Genomic DNA, 16,545 nt, shown 5'->3' on the forward strand with positions numbered 1-16,545 from the left:
AGCCTGCCGACGAACGGCGACACCTGCGTCTGCAAATTCCGTGACGCCATCGTCTGCATTCTCAGCGACGGCCAACAGTAGCACCCGGACCGGTGCCGCTGGCGCCGGTGTGAGTCACCGCGGCCGACCACGGGATTCGGTGTGCCCGGGATGGTCGGGTTCGGGGTCGTCGGCGAACATGCGCGCGATCCGGGCCTTGATCTCGGCGGTGCTGATTCCCCCGCCCCGGGGCGCGGTGGCGGCGGATGGGGTGGTGGTCGTGGTGAACAGGTCAACACCACCGCCGTCGATCCGTTGTGCCCTGGTCACCCCCACCCGTGCGTGGAACGCTTGACCTCATGGTGGCCACGCCGCACGGCCCTTCTCCCACGCAGCCGACGACGGTACCGGTTCTCCCGACACCTCCCGCGGCACTCATCCCGCGCAACCCGTCCGGGATTGCGCCCACGATCGGGGTCGAGGAGGAGTTCATCCTGGTCGACTCCCACACCGGGGTACCACTGCTGTCCAACACCGCGGTGGCGGCCGCGGGAACCGCACTCGGCATCGACCTGCAACTCGAACTCTCCCGGTGCCAGATCGAAACGGCCACCCCCGTCTGCACCCGAATACCCGACCTGCGCCGGGAACTGCGCCGGGCCCGCACACTCGCCGCCGCCGCGGCCACCCGGTCCGGAACGAGGCTGCTCGCCACCGGTGTCCCCCCGCTCGGGCCACTGCCCCGGGCGATCACCGACACACCCCGGTATCGGCGCATGTCCGACGGTTTCGGCGCCCTGGCCGAGCAGGTGATCTGCGGCTGCCACGTCCACGTCGGCGTCCCCGACCGGGACACCGCCACCCAGGTCAGCAATCACCTGCGCCCGTGGCTGCCCGCACTGCTGGCGCTGACCGCGAACTCACCGATCACCGAGGGCACCGACACCGGGTACGCCAGCTGGCGGCACATCCTGTGGTCCCGGTGGCCCAGCGCCGGCCCGCCACCGTACTTCCGGTCGGCGCGACACTACGACACCCTGGTCGAGGCGATGCTCGACCGCGGAACCCTCCTCGACACCGCGATGGTCTACTGGGACGTCCGACTGTCCGATCATCTGCCCACCCTCGAAATCCGCATCAGCGACGTCCCGGCCACCGTGGACGACACCGTGCTGCTCGCCGTCCTGGTCCGGGCGCTGGTCACCACCGCCCTGTCCGCGCTCGACCGCGGGCTACCCGCCCACCAGGTCGACGACGACCTGCTGCGGGCGGCCTGCTGGCGCGCCGCCCACGACGGCCTCACCGGACACGGACTCGACCCCACCTCGGGGCACCCGATTCCCGCACCCTGCCTCCTGGCCCGGCTGCTCACCCACACCCGGCCCGCGCTCGAGGACAGCGGCGACTACGCGTGCGCCCGAGCCGCGGTGGCGCAGGTCCTGGCCCACGGCAACGGCGCCGTCGACCAGAGGCGAGCGCTGCGCACCGGCACCCTCGCCGACGTCCTGAACACCGTCGCCGACCGCACCACCGAGACCTGCCCACCCGACCACGAGCGCACCGGGGCGGCCGCGGATCCGGCCTCGCCGCCGGCCGACCGCACCGTCCGAGAACCCAGGTGAGCCGGGTGGATGTCGGTGTCGTCGTTGGAGACTATGCGCGGTGACTCCGCGGTTCGCTGCCGTGGTGGTGGCGCGGCGGCGCGGATGCGAGCGATGTCCCGTGGCGGCTGTCGGGCATGGCGGCGGGTGCGGCACCCGATGACGTCCGGGTATGTCACCCGATCCGGGTGCCGCCCCGGTCATCCGCGGCGGCAGGGACGGCCGACGGCGCGGGCAGGGGTGGTCGGTGCCCGCCGCGACGATGTGCGCGGGCGTGCCGTCTGCGGTCGGTTTCGGTCATCCCACCCCAGATTCCGTAGGGTTCGCCCGCAGTCAGGGCGTGGTCGCGGCACTGGGCGAGCACCGGGCAGTCCCGGCAGATCAGCCGGGCCTCCGCTTCGCGCCGGGCCCGGGCATGACCGCGTTCGCCGTCCGGACAGAAGAACACCGACGAGGCGATCCCGCGGCACGCGGCTAGCTCCCGCCAATCCTCCGCCGGACCGGTGACCTCGGGGGTCGGTGTCGGTGTGGTTGCTGCGGGCGGCACTGCGGTCCCCTTTCGTGTCGGTCCCGACCGGTGGAGCCGGGAACAGATCCGCACGCCAGGAAACCGATGTCGTCATCGTCGTTGTTGTTCATGTGAGCCGGGGTATCGGTTACGCCCGTTTCCGGTACCAAACCGACCTCCCCGTTTCGGAGAGGTATACCGGAGGACGCGGCGCCGGAGCCACTCGGTCGCCTGTCCAACTGGTGCCACGGGTCGGTCCGTTCGCGTGCGACCTGCGGCGGCCATTTCCCGGGGAGTCACCGCCGCGAGTCACCGCCGGGAGGGCTCTGTCTCGAATGCCGTGGCTCAGTGCTCGGACCGGCGCAGACTGCGCCCTCCGAGAACCCGAACGGGCGGATGCCCAGTGACTGGTTGAGCCGTCCCCGGTGGTTCTCTCTCGCGATCGCCGCGGCGAGCTCGATCAGCTGCGCCGGAATGTACTGCTCGAGCAGGGCACGGCGGAGATCGGCACCGACGTGTGTCCCGTCGGGTGGATGGTCGGTCAGGCATGGTCAGTGCCGGTGTGAGCTGGTCATCGTCGACGGTCAGGCCGTGGCGCTGGTTCCGCGGCCACAATGCCTTCCGGGTCTCGCCGACGGGGTACAGGTGCGTCAGACTCGCCACTTCCAGGACGAACGGTGCACCTGCGCAACTGCTCACGCCACGCCGGGGAACGGACCGCTCGTCTGCGCGATTTCCGCCGCGGTGGGTGCGGTGGGGCCGCATCTGCGCAACTGCCACCGGGTGATCGTGCCGTCCGGCCCGCACGTGTGACCGGCGGCCAGCGCCAGCTCTATCCGGGCTCGGACCGCGCTCTCTCGGGACGTGTCGACGGCGAACACGATCCGGAGACGGACCTCGTCCCCGACCCGGTCGGCGTGGGTGTGGTGCGGTGCAAGCGAGCGGGGCCGCTCCCGGCCCCAGTGCGTGCACAATGCGGAGGTGATCGCGGCGCCGGGGGCGCCGGGATCGGCATCCGGTGTCATGGCCAGCACGGCCTGGTGAGCGAACACGCTCCGCATATCTCGTAGTGTGCGCCCCGGCCTGCAGTCCTGTCATCCACACCCGATGCCCACCCGCTACACGGGGTATCCCAGTCCGCGGGCGGATATCGGAGAGCACTGCCGCGGGGTGTGCCATCCGGCGGCTTCGGCCGGAGCGCCGGTCAGGATCGGGCCGTCGCCGCAGACCGAGCACGCGATGTCGAACGCCGGGTGACCGGGTTCGCAGTGGCGGCAATGGTGTCGGGTGACAAGCGTTCCGGGGACGGCACGGGTCCGGGTGCAGCCACGTGACGGCGAGATCGGCGCGTTGGTGGGCGGCCACGGCGCGGGAGACCGGTTCGTGCCCGCAGGTCGGGCAGGCCCGTGACGACCGTTCCACGACAGCGGGCGGGACCTCCTGGCGGGTCGAGTGTTCCGCGGTGGAGGCCGATTTCTTGGTCAGGTATCCGTAGATGGTGGTCCGGGGCACATTCAGCAGGGCCGCGATCTGCGCGACCGTGTGGTGCCCGTCCTCGTGCAGACGTCGGGCGAGCCGGATCTGGTCCGGACCGAGTTTCGGTGGCCGCCCGCCCGTGCGGCCCCGGGCACGGGCGGCGGTCACCCCTTCCCGGGTGTGGGTGACCACCAGGCGAGGACCGAGATCATCGAGAACATCACCCGGCCTTCGTCGGTGGCGATGTCGATGCCCTGTTCGTGCATCAGCCCGATGCCGCGCCGCTACGCCGAGGGTGATCAGGTGCCGCACCGTGCGGGCCAGCCGGTCGAGTGATCACCAGAACATCGCCCTCGCCCAGCTGACCGAGCACCCGGTCGAGCTGCGGTCGATCCGCCCGCGACCCGGCGGCGTGGTCGAGGCGGATGTTCTCGGCGGCGACGCCGGCACAGCGCAGGGCATCGATCTGGGGATCCAGGTCCTGGCCTGGGTCGCAGACACGGACGTAGCCGAACAAATCTGTCGAGAATACCCACCGATGGGGTTTTCGACAGCGATTCGACACAGTGGTCGACAGTCCACCACAGGAGGACGGAGACACGTGTCGGCAGGAGTTGTCCGGTGTGCCGCCCGCTCGGTCGGGGTAACCGACGTTCATGGATTCGGACGTCAGCGGCCGCGCGCAACCGGAGGCCCGCCTCGCCGGACACCTGCTCACCCTGCTCGGCGATCGAGACATCGCGGCGCTATCGGCGGAACTGTCCCCGCTGGTCCACTCGACGGACCCGGCGCGGCGGGGACTCTACGGCGGCGTCCTGAGCTGGCTCGTCACCGCGCTCGCGGACGTGGTCGTCGCCCGCCTCGGCACCCGGGACGACGACGAATCCTATCTCCTCGAGATGCACACCACCGCCGGCCGCACCCTCGGCATCGGCGACCTGCCCACCCGCGACGGCCGGGTGCAGCGGTCGGTGCTCGCCCTGCTCGCCGGCGACCGCGCCGCGGCCCGGACCCAACTCGCCGCCGCCGAAAAGGAACCGGAACCGGTGCTGCGGGCCCGCACCCTGGTCGAGGCACTGGTCTGGCTCGACGCGGTACTGAACACCGACATGCCCGTCTTCCCGGACCCGCCACCCCGGTGAGCACCGCCGGTGAGCACCGCCGGTGAGCACCGCCGGTGGCACCGACAGTCGATGGCACGTCGGGTAACGCAAAGCCGACCCCGCGCAGGGTGATCGGAGGCAGCCATGCGCGGGGGCCGACTGGTTCGCAGCGGCTTCAGATGCCGACGTTCAGGCCGAACATCACATGAAGCCAATGTAGGACGCCATGAATGCCAGATTGAAATCGATTCCCGCCGACACAGTGCTCACCTCGCCTTAAGTGAAACGACCCCGCCCTAACTGCCTTGTCGCAGGTCGGGACGCTGATGTTTCACACTGTTCAGCCCACATGTGGCGTGTACTCGGGCAGGCTCAGCAGCTGCCGGACGTACTGCGCCTCGGCGATCAGGGTCACGTCGTCCAGCTTGGCCAATTCGGCGGGACTGGCCGTCGCGAGGTCGAGCCGCATCAGCTCGGCGACCCACTCCCGGATCTCGTGATGGATCATGCCGATCACCACCTCCGTCACTCTGTGGGTTAACCGCCACGCCGCATCGAGCTCGTCGGACGGGCGATCGTCAGTCCCGGATCTCGATCTCGCCGAGCCTGACGTCGATACCGGCCTTGCGGGCCTCGGCGATCCGGTCGATCAAGGCGTACGCGTAGCGGTAGTAGTCGATCTGCGAGGTGGGACCGTCGGGATGCGCCGTGTCGGCCGCGAGGAAGCCGCACAGGTTTGCATGGGCGAGGTTCACGGCCTTGATGGCCGCCGCGTGTCGCTCGGCGGCCGCAGTCTTCGTGGCGCATCGTTCGGTCAGTCGAGTTTCGGCCCGGACCAGAGCGGCGCGCAGTGCGGGGGCCACGCGGTCGATGACACCGTCCGATGGCGGCAGGATGTCGTCGGGTGTGCTCATGACACCGATTCTCCTCCGGACGTCCGGACAGGACCGGGGAAGTCACCGGATCAACGGCCGGACAGAGTCCCACCCCCTGACCGAGGCGATCGCCCGGGTGGATCACCTCCGGCACCGTTCCGCACCACCATGGGTTGTCGAAAACCGGTGCCGGAAGTCGACGTCGAAGAACCCTGTCCTCGGTAGTGTCGACACACAACCCGGACTCCCCTCGGCCGCCACCGTAGGCAAGCCCTACCCGATGCGGCTGGGAGGTGTCGAGGTGAGCCGTTCGCAGTGGACCCACCGTCAGGTCGCGCGGGGCGGGGCGGTGCTCTCTGTCCGTGACAACGGGAGAGAGCAAGCACCCGCTGTCGTGCTGTTGACGGGGCTCGGCACCTCACAGCGGACGTGGGATCCGCTGGCCCACCTGCCCTGACCGAAACCCTACCCCCACCTGTGGGCAGGGTTTCGTCGACTCCGGGGTCAGTCTACGGGCGGGGACAGCACCGGATCGATGCCGTTCGCTCGGTCGAACTCCTCGATGGTCATCACCGTGGAGTTCACGATGTCGACCTGGTTCGGGTTCGCCCGCTGCGCGATCAGCGTGCGCACCACCTCACGGACCTCGTCGGGACCGTCCGCCATGAGGCTGATGGTGATCGCGATCCCCCGCTCACCCCAGCCGATCGCGGGATGAAACCCGGAGAGCTGATCGAGACGGTGGTCGAGGTCGGCCTCGGCGAGGGCGTCGAACCGTTCGGCGAGTTCGATGGTGGCGTTGTACATCCGACGGGACACGGTTGCCTCCTTCTGTGCGTAGCGCCGGGGATTCCCGGCACGTTCGTGACGGGACGGTAGTCCGAGGATGTGAAGAGCAAACGAAACGTGACACCGGGCAGTTACCCCGAGGTCGCCGAGTGTCGTGTCAACGCCAGGGCCACCACCGGCGGCGGGGTGAGTAGTCCGCAGGTGGTGCGAGATGCCACCACGACGCCGCGGGCGGCCAGAATCCGGTTTGACGGCGCCGATGATCGCCTGAGCGATGGTGCGGTCCAGGCGCCCGAGGTCGGCGTCGAGCCGCACAGTTCTCCGCTTACGTACCGGCCACATGTTCCGAAGATCGGACGAGCAACCCTCGACCAGCAACCCTCGACCGGCATCTCTCCGCCAACTCTTCTTCGTCTTCGTGACGAAGACTGCTCGATGTCGACAGGTGTTGGCGCACAACACTCCTGACCGCTGAAGACGAGAAGACCAGTCGATTCGGCGCCTGGACACCTGCCGAGCAGCCGTCGGGCTCGTGCAGGCCTACCCAGCGACACTCGATTCCGGACGGTGTCTCAAATCCGGCCATCTCAGGAACGTTCGAATGAGCGCAGAACTATCCAAAGATCAAGCAGCGCCCGGTTCGTCGCCTCGATTCGGGATTCCTTCACCGGACGCCGAGGCCGGTGAACGTCCCTTCCGGGACGGTGCCGGTGAGCGTTCAGAGCGGCGTCGGCAATGGCCGTACGACGACAAGCCTCACTCAGAGTGGCGTCCTTCGTGCCGGCTCGCCGCCTCGCACGTGGAGGGCAAGGCGGCGAGATCGACCTGTGCGGTGAGCGGGCAGGTTCAACCCTTGATGAGGTCGTCGATCTGGCCGATCGCCTGCGAGGCGCCCTCGACCACGCCCATGTCGAGCACCTGCTGGAGACCTTCGGCGGTTGCGTAGGTGCTGACGTAGGTGGCGATGGTGCTGCCGTCCTTGTCCTGGAATGAGAACTCGTTGGTGGACACTGGCATCGATTCGATCGGGGTGAAATCCGCATCGGCGAATCCGTCGGTGAAGCTGAATCCGGTCGGCTCGTCGACGGAGATGATGTTCCAGTTACCGGCATGCTTGTCGCCCTCGGGCCCGGTCATGTAGTAGGTGACCCGCCCGCCGGGGGCGAACTCATGGTCGACCACCGTCGCCGGGTACGTCGGTGGACCCCAGATCTTCTCGAGCTGGCGCGGATCGGCATAGATCTGCCAGATCCGTGCTCGGGGCGCGGCGAACTCGGCGGTGATGGTCAGGGTCAATGCATCGATGTCGTGGCTGACATTGGTGACAGGCATCGGTCATTCCTTCCGTTGGAGTTACGTTGCGATCAGTTCGTCGATGCGCGCGATCCGCCCACGCCAGAGCTGTTCCAGCTCGGTGAGCATGGACGACACCGCCCGCACTGCGTCCACATCGCCGGTGGCGAGTTGTTCACGGCCGCTGCGTCGTTTGACGAGTAAACCAGACTTCTGGAGGACGGCGACGTGCTTCTGTACCGCGGCCAAACTCATGTCGTACTTCGCTGCCAGTGCCGAGACGGAATGCTCACCGGCCAGCACGCGACGCATGATGTCGCGCCTGGTTCGGTCGGACAGCGCATGGAACAGGGCATCGGCCGGGTCCTCCTCTGTTTCTGACACCAACAGAACGCACACCCGATTGGTTGTATGTTTAAGGCTGTGGGGCGCCGAGGCGGATGACACCTTCGAACATGCCCGCCGGCGATGATCGCCGACAAGGCGTTCGATGACGATGCGGACGACACCGACCGCTGGTTGTACGTGCACTGCGCCGGATCCCACGACGGGTATCGCGACATGGAGTCGTTCATCGACTCGGTTCCCGACTCCGACCTCGCCGACCGGCTGACAATCGCGATCTCCGGGCGCGGCGCGTTTTCGCCGCTGCAAGGACGTGCTCACCCTGAGCCGGACGAGTCTCATCGATACCGGCTGTTCACCGCGCAGCCGCGGACGTGCACGCCTGTCAAGGGACATTGGTTCCTGCCCATAGGCGGCCACGAAACCTGCCCGGGGGGCGGACGTGAATGTTTTCATGTCCGCCGACAGTAAGCCGCTTTGCTCACGGGACATTCCAGGTGCCCGCACCGGGAACTGCCGTGACGGCGACACCGGACCGGCCGTCGATCGTCCTGGCGGCCACCGGTGTTCCCGAGCCGGTTGCGACGGGAGTCGGCTTCCGCGCCGGAATCACGGTTCCACCTGCTCCGGTCGATAAGTTGCTTCGCCGCGGTTCGCTACAGTCACCCGGATGGATCAGCCCGCACACCGCCACCGACAGGACCGGGCGCAGCAACAGCACCGCGATGACGATCGCGACACTCTTCCTACGCCCGGCGAGTTGAGCGAGGAACTCCTCGCACAAGCGGTGGTCGCCGCCCTGAAACAGGGCGCGTCGTGGGCGCAGATCGGCGCCCACCTCGGGGTGCCCGATCCCTGCGCACCACCCCACGGTGGATGCTCCGATCTGCAGTGGCAGAACGCGATCGTCGAGCACCAAAACGCCCGAGCGCAGCGCATCCACCCCACCGACATGCCTGCTCCGCGGACCACAGAGAGCTGACCACCCCTCCGCCGGGGAATCGGTGCGGCGGCACCCCGACCGGGCCTGCCGGACGCCGGATTCAACGTTGCAGTCCACCGCGGTCGGCGATCAGGCCATCGGTCCCCGGCCCCCGTCGTGTATCGCCACGGGGGCTCACTCTGTTGCGCGAAAAAGTCCGCGAATTTTCTTCAGTGGTTCTGATCAGTTGTCCAATTTTATTTGATCACGCGTCCAATTGAATTGGGCTTTCGTTCAGTTTGAGGACAGAAATTATTTCGCATTTCGTGAAACATCGGAGGCGCCCACGACCGATATAGGAGTAAGCGGGATCGGTGCCCGTCGATGACAAAAGACAAGAGGAGTGAAAGTTCAATGGGTTCTGCAGGTGTTGACTTTGCCGTCGCCTTCGAGGCGTTCCTGAAGTGGTTGAGTATCACGTTCGGAGGCGGTATCGGAATCGGCTGATCGACCGTATATGGCCCTGGAACGGCGGTGGCTCGACTCACCAGGTGGGAGTCGAGCACGCTACTGGGCAGCGGTTCGCCGCCCGAGCGATGGGCAGCCGGCATCCCGACACCGCCCGCCGCCGGTATGGGTGCAGTGCCATCGAAAGAGCGGTTTTCGAATAATGGGCGTAATCGTCATTTAGCAAGCTGTTCGCGCGACTCGTAATAGCACTCGCGGAATTCGACCAGGACACCTCAGAGGGCGGGAGCGGTCACCGCGTTCCGGAATTCTCTTCGTGCGGTTGGTGGGGTGTTGTCGAGGGCGCGGATAGCGGCGCGTTCGACCAATAGCGGGACGAAGTCCCGGATCCGGCATCCGTCGAACCGGTGGTGAGCGGCATAAATCATGCCGTCGACCGTGGAGGGGTCGAGGTCGGGGTACCGCTGGTACAGGCGGGTGCGAACGGCGTCGATGTGCTGTCGTTCGGTGACGTCCATGACAGAGATTGTTCTCCCCCCGGGCGGGGTCGGAAACCCCTTCCCACGGGCCCACCAGAGAACATCCAGCGAGGGGCAACGGCCGCACCCTCGGCGTGGGGCCTGCGACCACGGTGCGGGGTTGAACCAGGGGCCGTGAGGCGACGATATGCGCGCCGGACCGCTGCGGGGCGTGGCCTTCGCCGCCGTGGGCCGTACCCGGCCACGGGTTGTTGTGCGTAGAGAGAACCCCGGATGACACCGATCGACCATGACGATCCCGATATTGCCCAGGCAACGATGTTTCTCGGTGTGCTGCTCGCCGAGATCGACACCCTGAGCGGCCGCATCGACACCGCCGAGGCGCAGGCACGGGCAGCGGACACCGTAGATCGTGGCGCGGGACAACGGCGGCGGGCCGACGCACAGAAGCTGCGCACCCAGCTGTACGAGGTGCACAGCCGTGGTGGATCGGCTGGCGTTCCGGTTTCCCGCCGCGCTCGCGTCGGCGAGCGATTCGCTCTCGCGCGGTGGACAAACCTGATCAGAATCGCGACGGGGTGCGTCGTGGATGGACGGGGCGGTCGAGGGCAATGGTGGCGAGGGTGGGCTCCAGCCCGATCTCGCGCCATTCGGCGGTGAGGGTGATCGCCCGGACAGAGACGTCAGTGTCGGTGGGGATCCAGTACTGGGGTCCGGTGTAGTAGGTGCACCTTCCGGCGGCCGCTGCGTGCACATCCGGGCGAGGACGGTAGGGGTCGGCGACAACGAGGTGATCGGCGGTGCCGAGCCACACGTCGAGATAGGACCACCGTGCGGACAGGTCTTGCGGGTCGGTCAACGGACGGGGCTGGTGGCGGGCCCGCCGGGCCGGGTCGGCGGCGGTCAACGCCAGGTGCACGGCGAGGCCGGTGTCGTAGGCGACGACTCGGGTCAGATGAAGCGTCAGCTGGTTCCCGGTGGCCAGGAGACGTTGGCCGTGTACTTCGATGCCGCCGCAGGCCGGTGCCGGGTTCTCGGGCCACCTCCGCATGCGCATGATCTTCGACCGTGCCCGACGCACCCTGCGGTAGCAACGAACACGGCCCTGAAGGCTGCCGGCTCGCGAAGGTGCACATCCAGGCTCGCACCGCAGGTGTGGCCGCAAATCCATGATCGCTGTCCTGTTCAGGGCCGGGGCGGTGGGGGTACTCCCGGTCAGGATCGGGTGCGCCGATCTTCGGGCTATGGGGAGTGTGGTGAGACGGTCATGAAGCTGGTGAGCGGTGCGGCACGGGTGGCAGCCGGAGCGGGTGAGGCCGCGACGGCCAACCTCGGCGCCATCGGCGGAGCCGCGGTCGGCGGCCTGGTCGGCAGCATCAAAGGCGCGGCCACCGGAGCCACGGAGGGAGCACGACGAGGCAGTCATTCGACACCGGCGGCCGTGTTGACGATGGGTGCGGTCGCGGCGACCGGTGTGGTGCAGTGGCCGATCGTGGCCGCGGTCGGCGGGACCGCGCTGGTCCTCGACCAGCTCCAACCCGGCACATCGCGGCACGAGAAACCCGGTACCAGCGACACGACATCGGGTGCCGATGCGCCGACCGCCGCCACATCGGCTGGGGCGGCTTCCGAAACCACAACGCTGGCACCTACACCGGAAACGGCACCGGTACCGGCCGCCCCGAAGGCATCGCCGAAACGCCGAACAACAGCAAAGTCCGGGGCGCAGCGCCGAACAGCAGCGCAGAAGCCGTCCCGAACAACACCGTGACGACAACGCCTACGCGCGGAAGGCTCGAAGGACCGATTTCCACCACTGACGCGCACGAGCCGAACCGAGCTGAAACGCGCGTGCTGGGTTTGGTAATCACCCGAGGCGGACGTGATCGGCCCCTGTGGCCACTACTGAGCCGGGGGTGTGGGTGCGTTGTGCATCATCACCGCGGCGACCGCCCGGGCCAGTTCCGGGTCGGCCACACCGCCGCTGCGGGCGATGAGTGTGGTGCGGGTGGTGGCCACCGGATCCTCGTGCTGGTCGGTGATCAGGTTCTTGGTGACGATGATGTCGGTGCCGCCCATCTGCCGGAACGACTCCATGCAGACGTCGCAGTCCAGCCGGTCCCCGACCTGCACCGGCCGGTGCAGAATCAGTTGCTGATCGGTGTGCATCATCTGGCTCAGGTCGTAGCCGACCAGGACCCGCACGAACAGCTCCTCGATCGCGAACGATCCGAGGATGCTGACGAACGTGACCGGTGCGATCAGCCCGTCGTATCCGAGCTGGTGGGCAGTGTCTTCGCGGTAATGCGCGGGATGCGGATCCTGCACGGCCCGGGCATATTCGCGGATCTTCTCCCGCCCGACCTCGTAGCCGGTGACCCGGGGCGGCCGATCAGAGTCTCCATGAACGCCACGACCTCGGTTGCCCCATTCACGGTGTTACCCACATCGGTTAACGGTAGCGGCGGATCTGCCCCTCGCCGGTGTCGGCATCAGGTGACCGGGCGGAACTTCATGACATCGATGGCCCGGCGGACCCGGTCAGGTACTCGAGGGACTGGCTCACGGGAACCGGGCAGTGCGATCCTAGTTCCTCCAGCGCAGTGCGAGAGTGGCTGCTAACCGACCGGCGGCGGGTATATCACCACCCTGTGCAGCAACGCTTTCGCGCGTATACCCGAGATGATGACTACCACGAGCCATCCTCGAGTGCCTTCGCGGCGATGATCTGGACCAGGTCGTCGAGTGCGGTGAGCGCGGCGTCGCTATCCCGGTCGACGAGCCAGCGCAGCACCACACCGTCGAGCACGGCCAGGGCGAAGCGCGCGACCTGATCGACCGGGGTGCCCCAGGTGACACCGGCGCGGTGTGCACACAGGCCGAGGAACGCGACCGCCTCGGTGTCCATGGTGCGGTACTGGCGGGCGGCGATCGCCCCCGCCGAGTCGTTGCCGGCGCCGCGTTGCCGCAAGGCTTGCGCGGTGATCTCGTAGGTCAGCAACTGCTGATCGGGGGTCGCCTCGATGATCGGCCACAGTCCGCGAATTCCAGAGCCCAGGAGCTCCCGCAGAGCGGGAACACCGCGCAGCGTCAGGGGCCCGAGGAGTTGGCTGAACGCCGCGCGCATCGCCTCGCTGACGTCGAGGATGAGGCTCTGCCCCATCTCGGTGAGCAACTCCTCCTTGTCCTCGAAGTGGTAGTGCACCACCCCGAGCGACACCCCGGCCGCCTCGGCCACACCACGGACGGTCAGCGCGGCGACACCGTGTTGCGCGGTGATGGCCAGCGCGGCATCGATGAGCTGTCCACGGCGCACGTCAGCGGGAAGTCTCTGCATCCACGGATCGTATGCGTTCGAGTCCTACGAGGAGACGAACGGAGCGCCGTGCGTTCGCGGTGTGCGGGTCACCGGCACCCTCACGACCGACGGGCGGTTGGTCGATGTCACCGTCGGCCGCGGCGAGATCCCGGCGGGGCGGTGTGTGACGGTCGATCACGCCGAGGTGCCCGGCATCCTGACCGACCCGGCGCATCCGCTGCACCCCCAGCTGGCTGCGGCGGATGCTGCCGCGCAGGTCCTGCTGACTGCCCGCCGTGACGGCGGTGCCCTCGCGTTCTATGACCTCACCCGCGGCTGGGCGAGCAGCGAGGACGGGGCAATCGTGGCGATCGCCGCCGAACTGCGGACCGTCGCCTACGTCATCGTGCAGGAGCTGATGATCGCCACCAACGAGGCCGTCGCCCTCTGGTGCATTGAGCGGGGGTTGCCGATCCTCTTACGAAAATTAGGTGAGGACTACGGGTGCGGACGGGTGGGGTGACCCGCCGATGTCCGGGTGGGATGTCGTGGTCCGGCGGCTGTGTGGTTATGCGGTGTCGGGGACTGGTGTGAGGGTGACGCGGTAGCCGAGTGCCTCGAGCTGGTCGATGGCCCGGGCCTTGGTTTTGGCGGGGATGCGGCGGGTGAAATAGTCGGCGCCGGGGTCACGGTAGAGGTCGCCGTTGGTGAGCATGTTCCAGGCGGCGACGAGCATCGCATGCTGCACGGCGACGAGCGCCTTCATCGGACCCCGACGGGACGCGATTCGCTTGTACTTGGCCGAGAAGTAGGTGTCCTTCGAGCGGGACACCGACAGCGCCGCGGTCCCGAGGGCACCTTCGAGGTCTCGGTTTCCCGGTCTTGTGTTCGTCGACTTGACCCGACCGGCCGATTCGTGCGAACCGGGGGCGGTGCCGCCCACGAGGCGAGGTGCCCGGCGGTGGGGAACACCCCCATGTCCCCGCCGGTTTCGGCGAGGACCACCTCTGCGATGGTCGTCGAGAAACCCGGGATGCTCGTCAGCAGGTCCCGGGCCGCACGAAAGGGTTCTATCGCCTCGGCAATCCTGGTATCGAGCTCACCGAGGGCCTGCCCGTACTGGTCGATCAGCGTCAGGTGCATGCTGATCAAGAACGCGTGGTGGGGCGTGAACCGTCCGGTCAGGGCCTCGGCCAATACCGGGATCTTCGACCGCATCCGTCCCTTGGCCAGCTCCGCGATGACGGCGGGATCGTCACGGCCGTCGATGAGGGCGTCGAGCATCGCTCGACCGGAGACCCCCATGATGTCGGTAGCGACCGAAGACAGTTTGATCCCGGTTCCTCGAGAACCTTCTCGATTCGTTGCACCTGCCGGGCGCGGTCACGGGTCAGTGCGGTGCGGGCCCGGGTCAGATCACGCAGACGGCGAATCGGGGGCGGCGGCACCAATGACCCACGTAGCAACCCGTGGGCGCCGAGGTCGGCCAGCCAGGCGGCATCGGACACATCGCTCTTGCGGCCCGGCATGTTCCGGGCGTCGTGGGCGTTGACAAGCATCACATCGAGAGAGTCCTCGAGGAGATAGAAATACGGTTTCCAATAGTTGCCGGTTGCTTCCATCACCACGCACGTCACCTGCTGCTCGACCAAGTGCTCGCGCAGGGCGAGGATCTGGTTGGTCATCGCGCCCCACGTCGTCACCGTCGCCGAGGTGCGTCGGCTGCCGCGGCCCTGGATCCGCACGCACACCTTCGCGTCCTTCTTCGAAATGTCGACTCCCGCGCACCGCGGGTGCACCACGTCCATCACCGACCTCCGTTCCCGGGCTGGGCCCGATACGCATTCGCTTGTGTGGGTGTGTGCTGCGGGGAGGGCGGGATGAAAACAGAACTCTCTTACTCGTGCTCGACGGCAACATTCCACGGTTCCCGCGGATGAAGATTGGCCCTCCGCCACCATGCTGTTCCACAGGCTCACCGGCACCACGGATAGGCTCGAGGTCGACCGCAACGCACACGTGCAAAGCCTGCGCTCTCACCCGCTACCCATGCCAGTGCCGCCGAGCTACCCGGGCGAGGTCATCGACTCACATTTTCCCCATCCACGGAGGGCCGGCGAAGCGTACCTGGATCGCTGTTCCGCAACCACCGCACCAACCCGGTCGCCGGCAGCACCGACGACCTGATGCACGAGATCGCCGCCGCGGCCGGGGACCCGGACCTGTTCGCGAAACTACGGGGACGGCTGCTGTCGACACTGCGGGCCGCGACCTACGACCGAACCGTGCACGGCCTTAGCGGATTACGGTTGAGCGCCTACACCCATGTCACCTCACCACTGCGACGAGTGGCCGACCTGATCAACCAACGGATCATCTTCGCCCACCTCGACCACACCCCCGCCCCCTACACCGGCGAGCAACTCACCGCCCTCGGCGCCGACCTGAACCGGCGCACCCGCGCCGCCCGAGAGGCGAAGAAGAATCACTTCAAACACGCCGACCAACGCATCGTCGCCCAAGAGGCCGCACGCGATCTCACCGCCCTCGATGCCCGCACCTTCCACAAGGTCCTCAAATCCGCAGCCGCCGCGCCGCCTCGGGCCGAACTCGCCTCCGAGCTCGCCCGCCGCGTCGACGACGACCTGATGACCGCCCCGGACGTCGCAGTCCTGATCGACGCCGCCGACCCCACCTGGCTTCCCCTCCAACTCCGCGTCCTGGACACCCTCGCCGACACCCACCCGGAGATGAGCCCCAGCGTGGCGTCGGTGTGGCGGCAAACCCACCCCGACCAACCGCCCACCGACCTCGAGACCCGGCGCAACGGCGCCGACCACCACCCGCTGTTCGCCGCCCGCGCCACCCACCTCGGCGTCCGCGGACCCTGGACCATCGCGGCTGCGAAAAAGCCGGCCGAACAGGCCGCCCTCTGGGCCGGACTGCGCGCGCAACTGACCGGCACCGACCACCCCGACCCGGAACCCGAATGGCCTGCAGCACCGCAGAACCCGCAGCCCGCTGCCACGCCCGCGTCCGCAGATCCCGGTCCGGCCGTCCCCTCGCCACCGCACGATACGACCACGCTGACCGTACTGAACCTGGACGGGGCGAAGAAGTCCAAGGCCCTGTCCAACCCCATCGCCTGGCTGATGAGCCTCGCCCAGAACAACAATCAGCCCCCGCCCGAGTGGGAGATCCGCACCGACGGTCCCGCGCACGCACCCCGCTTCACCGCCACCGTGCACCTCGCCGGCCACACCGCCACCGCCGATGCGACCACGAAAACCGCGGCGAAGACCGCATCCGCGGCCGCGCTCATCGAGGCACTCTTCGCGCAACAGTAGCCACGCCGCGCCAACGGCTCGCCGTCGTCATTGCCGTGCGCGCCGGTCTTTGATTGCCGCGG

At 67.9% G+C, this 16,545-nt stretch carries 19 protein-coding genes and 4 pseudogenes; 9 read left to right on the plus strand and 14 right to left on the minus strand.

Annotated elements, in window-relative coordinates; genetic code table 11:
* Positions 1–114: 114 nt before the first annotated feature.
* Complete coding sequence (locus tag MLGJGCBP_RS37825; protein WP_039951183.1) at positions 115–309, minus strand: hypothetical protein; 195 nt, start codon at positions 307–309, stop codon at positions 115–117.
* A 29-nt stretch (positions 310–338) separates the two neighbouring features.
* Between MLGJGCBP_RS37825 and MLGJGCBP_RS37830 the strand changes: the two genes are divergently transcribed.
* Positions 339–1,601 (plus strand): carboxylate-amine ligase, encoded by a 1,263-nt coding sequence (locus MLGJGCBP_RS37830; RefSeq protein ID WP_007297221.1) that lies wholly within the window; start codon positions 339–341, stop codon positions 1,599–1,601.
* Positions 1,602–1,755: 154 nt separating this feature from the next.
* Here the strand turns inward: MLGJGCBP_RS37830 and MLGJGCBP_RS37835 are convergent, their stop codons facing one another.
* Positions 1,756–2,127, minus strand: coding sequence for a WhiB family transcriptional regulator (locus MLGJGCBP_RS37835; protein WP_007297222.1), 372 nt, complete (start codon positions 2,125–2,127; stop codon positions 1,756–1,758).
* A 386-nt stretch (positions 2,128–2,513) separates the two neighbouring features.
* Between MLGJGCBP_RS37835 and MLGJGCBP_RS50810 the strand changes: the two genes are divergently transcribed.
* Positions 2,514–2,654, plus strand: a complete 141-nt coding sequence (locus tag MLGJGCBP_RS50810) for a hypothetical protein (RefSeq protein WP_162130647.1) — start codon at positions 2,514–2,516, stop codon at positions 2,652–2,654.
* Positions 2,655–2,783: 129 nt separating this feature from the next.
* Here MLGJGCBP_RS50810 and MLGJGCBP_RS37840 read toward each other — a convergent pair whose 3' ends face one another.
* Positions 2,784–3,149 (minus strand): hypothetical protein, encoded by a 366-nt coding sequence (locus tag MLGJGCBP_RS37840; RefSeq protein ID WP_236581596.1) that lies wholly within the window; start codon positions 3,147–3,149, stop codon positions 2,784–2,786.
* Between the two features lie 496 nt (positions 3,150–3,645).
* On the opposite strand from MLGJGCBP_RS37840, the gene MLGJGCBP_RS52345 reads away from it, so the two are divergent.
* Positions 3,646–3,900 (plus strand): hypothetical protein, encoded by a 255-nt coding sequence (locus MLGJGCBP_RS52345; RefSeq protein ID WP_236581603.1) that lies wholly within the window; start codon positions 3,646–3,648, stop codon positions 3,898–3,900.
* Here the strand turns inward: MLGJGCBP_RS52345 and MLGJGCBP_RS52350 are convergent.
* Entirely contained in the window at positions 3,830–4,303 is a 474-nt protein-coding gene (locus MLGJGCBP_RS52350; RefSeq protein ID WP_328799665.1) for a recombinase family protein, read from the minus strand. The genes MLGJGCBP_RS52345 and MLGJGCBP_RS52350 overlap by 71 nt on opposite strands.
* Here MLGJGCBP_RS52350 and MLGJGCBP_RS37850 point away from each other — a divergent pair.
* Positions 4,221–4,706, plus strand: a complete 486-nt coding sequence (locus tag MLGJGCBP_RS37850; RefSeq protein WP_007297224.1) for a hypothetical protein — start codon at positions 4,221–4,223, stop codon at positions 4,704–4,706. The two genes, MLGJGCBP_RS52350 and MLGJGCBP_RS37850, sit on opposite strands and share 83 nt — an antisense overlap.
* 301 nt (positions 4,707–5,007) lie before the next feature.
* Here MLGJGCBP_RS37850 and MLGJGCBP_RS50815 read toward each other — a convergent pair whose 3' ends face one another.
* Positions 5,008–5,175: a hypothetical protein gene (locus tag MLGJGCBP_RS50815; RefSeq protein WP_167332371.1), complete on the minus strand. Its 168-nt coding sequence runs from the start codon at positions 5,173–5,175 to the stop codon at positions 5,008–5,010.
* A 70-nt stretch (positions 5,176–5,245) separates the two neighbouring features.
* Positions 5,246–5,581, minus strand: a complete 336-nt coding sequence (locus MLGJGCBP_RS37855; RefSeq protein ID WP_007297226.1) for a hypothetical protein — start codon at positions 5,579–5,581, stop codon at positions 5,246–5,248.
* Between MLGJGCBP_RS37855 and MLGJGCBP_RS37860 the strand changes: the two genes are divergently transcribed.
* Positions 5,580–5,999 carry a hypothetical protein gene (locus MLGJGCBP_RS37860; protein WP_007297227.1) on the plus strand — a complete coding sequence of 140 codons (420 nt, stop codon included), beginning with the start codon at positions 5,580–5,582 and terminating at the stop codon, positions 5,997–5,999. The two genes, MLGJGCBP_RS37855 and MLGJGCBP_RS37860, sit on opposite strands and share 2 nt — an antisense overlap.
* A 47-nt stretch (positions 6,000–6,046) precedes the next feature.
* On the opposite strand, the gene MLGJGCBP_RS37865 is transcribed toward MLGJGCBP_RS37860, so the two are convergent.
* From MLGJGCBP_RS37865 to MLGJGCBP_RS37875, 3 genes are all read right to left on the minus strand, one after another.
* Positions 6,047–6,361 (minus strand): hypothetical protein, encoded by a 315-nt coding sequence (locus MLGJGCBP_RS37865; protein WP_157234218.1) that lies wholly within the window; start codon positions 6,359–6,361, stop codon positions 6,047–6,049.
* An 816-nt stretch (positions 6,362–7,177) separates the two neighbouring features.
* Entirely contained in the window at positions 7,178–7,663 is a 486-nt protein-coding gene (locus MLGJGCBP_RS37870; RefSeq protein WP_007297229.1) for an SRPBCC family protein, read from the minus strand.
* 21 nt (positions 7,664–7,684) lie between these two features.
* Positions 7,685–8,008, minus strand: coding sequence for an ArsR/SmtB family transcription factor (locus MLGJGCBP_RS37875; RefSeq protein ID WP_039951192.1), 324 nt, complete (start codon positions 8,006–8,008; stop codon positions 7,685–7,687).
* Between the two features lie 631 nt (positions 8,009–8,639).
* On the opposite strand from MLGJGCBP_RS37875, the gene MLGJGCBP_RS37885 reads away from it, so the two are divergent.
* Positions 8,640–8,951: a hypothetical protein gene (locus MLGJGCBP_RS37885; RefSeq protein WP_236581598.1), complete on the plus strand. Its 312-nt coding sequence runs from the start codon at positions 8,640–8,642 to the stop codon at positions 8,949–8,951.
* Between the two features lie 683 nt (positions 8,952–9,634).
* On the opposite strand, the gene MLGJGCBP_RS37890 is transcribed toward MLGJGCBP_RS37885, so the two are convergent.
* Together MLGJGCBP_RS37890 and MLGJGCBP_RS37895 are read right to left on the minus strand one after the other, a co-directional pair.
* The gene (locus MLGJGCBP_RS37890; protein WP_007297232.1) at positions 9,635–9,877 is read right to left on the minus strand and encodes a three-helix bundle dimerization domain-containing protein; all 243 of its coding nucleotides are present in this window, start codon (positions 9,875–9,877) and stop codon (positions 9,635–9,637) included.
* 523 nt (positions 9,878–10,400) lie between these two features.
* Positions 10,401–10,889: a serine/threonine protein kinase gene (locus MLGJGCBP_RS37895; RefSeq protein WP_236581599.1), complete on the minus strand. Its 489-nt coding sequence runs from the start codon at positions 10,887–10,889 to the stop codon at positions 10,401–10,403.
* Between the two features lie 216 nt (positions 10,890–11,105).
* Here MLGJGCBP_RS37895 and MLGJGCBP_RS52355 point away from each other — a divergent pair, with 216 nt between their 5' ends.
* Entirely contained in the window at positions 11,106–11,609 is a 504-nt protein-coding gene (locus tag MLGJGCBP_RS52355) for a hypothetical protein (RefSeq protein WP_007297234.1), read from the plus strand.
* Between the two features lie 131 nt (positions 11,610–11,740).
* On the opposite strand, the pseudogene hadA reads toward MLGJGCBP_RS52355, so the two are convergent.
* Together hadA and MLGJGCBP_RS37910 are read right to left on the minus strand one after the other, a co-directional pair.
* A pseudogene (hadA, locus tag MLGJGCBP_RS37905) lies at positions 11,741–12,208 on the minus strand ((3R)-hydroxyacyl-ACP dehydratase subunit HadA); the annotation flags it as partial.
* 319 nt (positions 12,209–12,527) lie between these two features.
* Positions 12,528–13,175: a TetR/AcrR family transcriptional regulator gene (locus MLGJGCBP_RS37910; protein WP_039951184.1), complete on the minus strand. Its 648-nt coding sequence runs from the start codon at positions 13,173–13,175 to the stop codon at positions 12,528–12,530.
* A 61-nt stretch (positions 13,176–13,236) separates the two neighbouring features.
* Here MLGJGCBP_RS37910 and MLGJGCBP_RS37915 point away from each other — a divergent pair.
* Positions 13,237–13,620: pseudogene (locus tag MLGJGCBP_RS37915) on the plus strand (RNB domain-containing ribonuclease); the annotation flags it as partial.
* Between the two features lie 84 nt (positions 13,621–13,704).
* Here MLGJGCBP_RS37915 and MLGJGCBP_RS37920 read toward each other — a convergent pair.
* A pseudogene (locus tag MLGJGCBP_RS37920) lies at positions 13,705–14,944 on the minus strand (IS110 family transposase).
* Positions 14,945–15,271: 327 nt separating this feature from the next.
* On the opposite strand from MLGJGCBP_RS37920, the pseudogene MLGJGCBP_RS37925 reads away from it, so the two are divergent.
* Positions 15,272–16,483: pseudogene (locus MLGJGCBP_RS37925) on the plus strand (RNB domain-containing ribonuclease); the annotation flags it as partial.
* Positions 16,484–16,545: the final 62 nt, after the last annotated feature.

This window comes from Rhodococcus sp. T7 (assembly GCF_009872365.1).
Taxonomy (GTDB): domain Bacteria; phylum Actinomycetota; class Actinomycetes; order Mycobacteriales; family Mycobacteriaceae; genus Rhodococcus_F.

Excerpts from the sequence above, each read along its gene's own strand:
- MLGJGCBP_RS37885 (WP_236581598.1), top strand. The coding sequence starts at position 8,640 with ATGGATCAGCCCGCACACCGCCACCGACAGGACCGGGCGCAGCAACAG.
- MLGJGCBP_RS37860 (WP_007297227.1), top strand. The coding sequence starts at position 5,580 with ATGACACCGATTCTCCTCCGGACGTCCGGACAGGACCGGGGAAGTCAC.
- MLGJGCBP_RS37830 (WP_007297221.1), top strand. The coding sequence starts at position 339 with ATGGTGGCCACGCCGCACGGCCCTTCTCCCACGCAGCCGACGACGGTA.
- MLGJGCBP_RS52355 (WP_007297234.1), top strand. The coding sequence starts at position 11,106 with ATGAAGCTGGTGAGCGGTGCGGCACGGGTGGCAGCCGGAGCGGGTGAG.
- MLGJGCBP_RS37895 (WP_236581599.1), bottom strand. The coding sequence starts at position 10,889 with ATGCGGAGGTGGCCCGAGAACCCGGCACCGGCCTGCGGCGGCATCGAA.
- MLGJGCBP_RS37840 (WP_236581596.1), bottom strand. The coding sequence starts at position 3,149 with ATGCGGAGCGTGTTCGCTCACCAGGCCGTGCTGGCCATGACACCGGAT.
- MLGJGCBP_RS37850 (WP_007297224.1), top strand. The coding sequence starts at position 4,221 with ATGGATTCGGACGTCAGCGGCCGCGCGCAACCGGAGGCCCGCCTCGCC.
- MLGJGCBP_RS37910 (WP_039951184.1), bottom strand. The coding sequence starts at position 13,175 with ATGCAGAGACTTCCCGCTGACGTGCGCCGTGGACAGCTCATCGATGCC.
- MLGJGCBP_RS37890 (WP_007297232.1), bottom strand. The coding sequence starts at position 9,877 with ATGGACGTCACCGAACGACAGCACATCGACGCCGTTCGCACCCGCCTG.
- MLGJGCBP_RS50815 (WP_167332371.1), bottom strand. The coding sequence starts at position 5,175 with ATGATCCATCACGAGATCCGGGAGTGGGTCGCCGAGCTGATGCGGCTC.
- MLGJGCBP_RS37870 (WP_007297229.1), bottom strand. The coding sequence starts at position 7,663 with ATGCCTGTCACCAATGTCAGCCACGACATCGATGCATTGACCCTGACC.
- MLGJGCBP_RS52350 (WP_328799665.1), bottom strand. The coding sequence starts at position 4,303 with ATGTCTCGATCGCCGAGCAGGGTGAGCAGGTGTCCGGCGAGGCGGGCC.
- MLGJGCBP_RS37855 (WP_007297226.1), bottom strand. The coding sequence starts at position 5,581 with ATGAGCACACCCGACGACATCCTGCCGCCATCGGACGGTGTCATCGAC.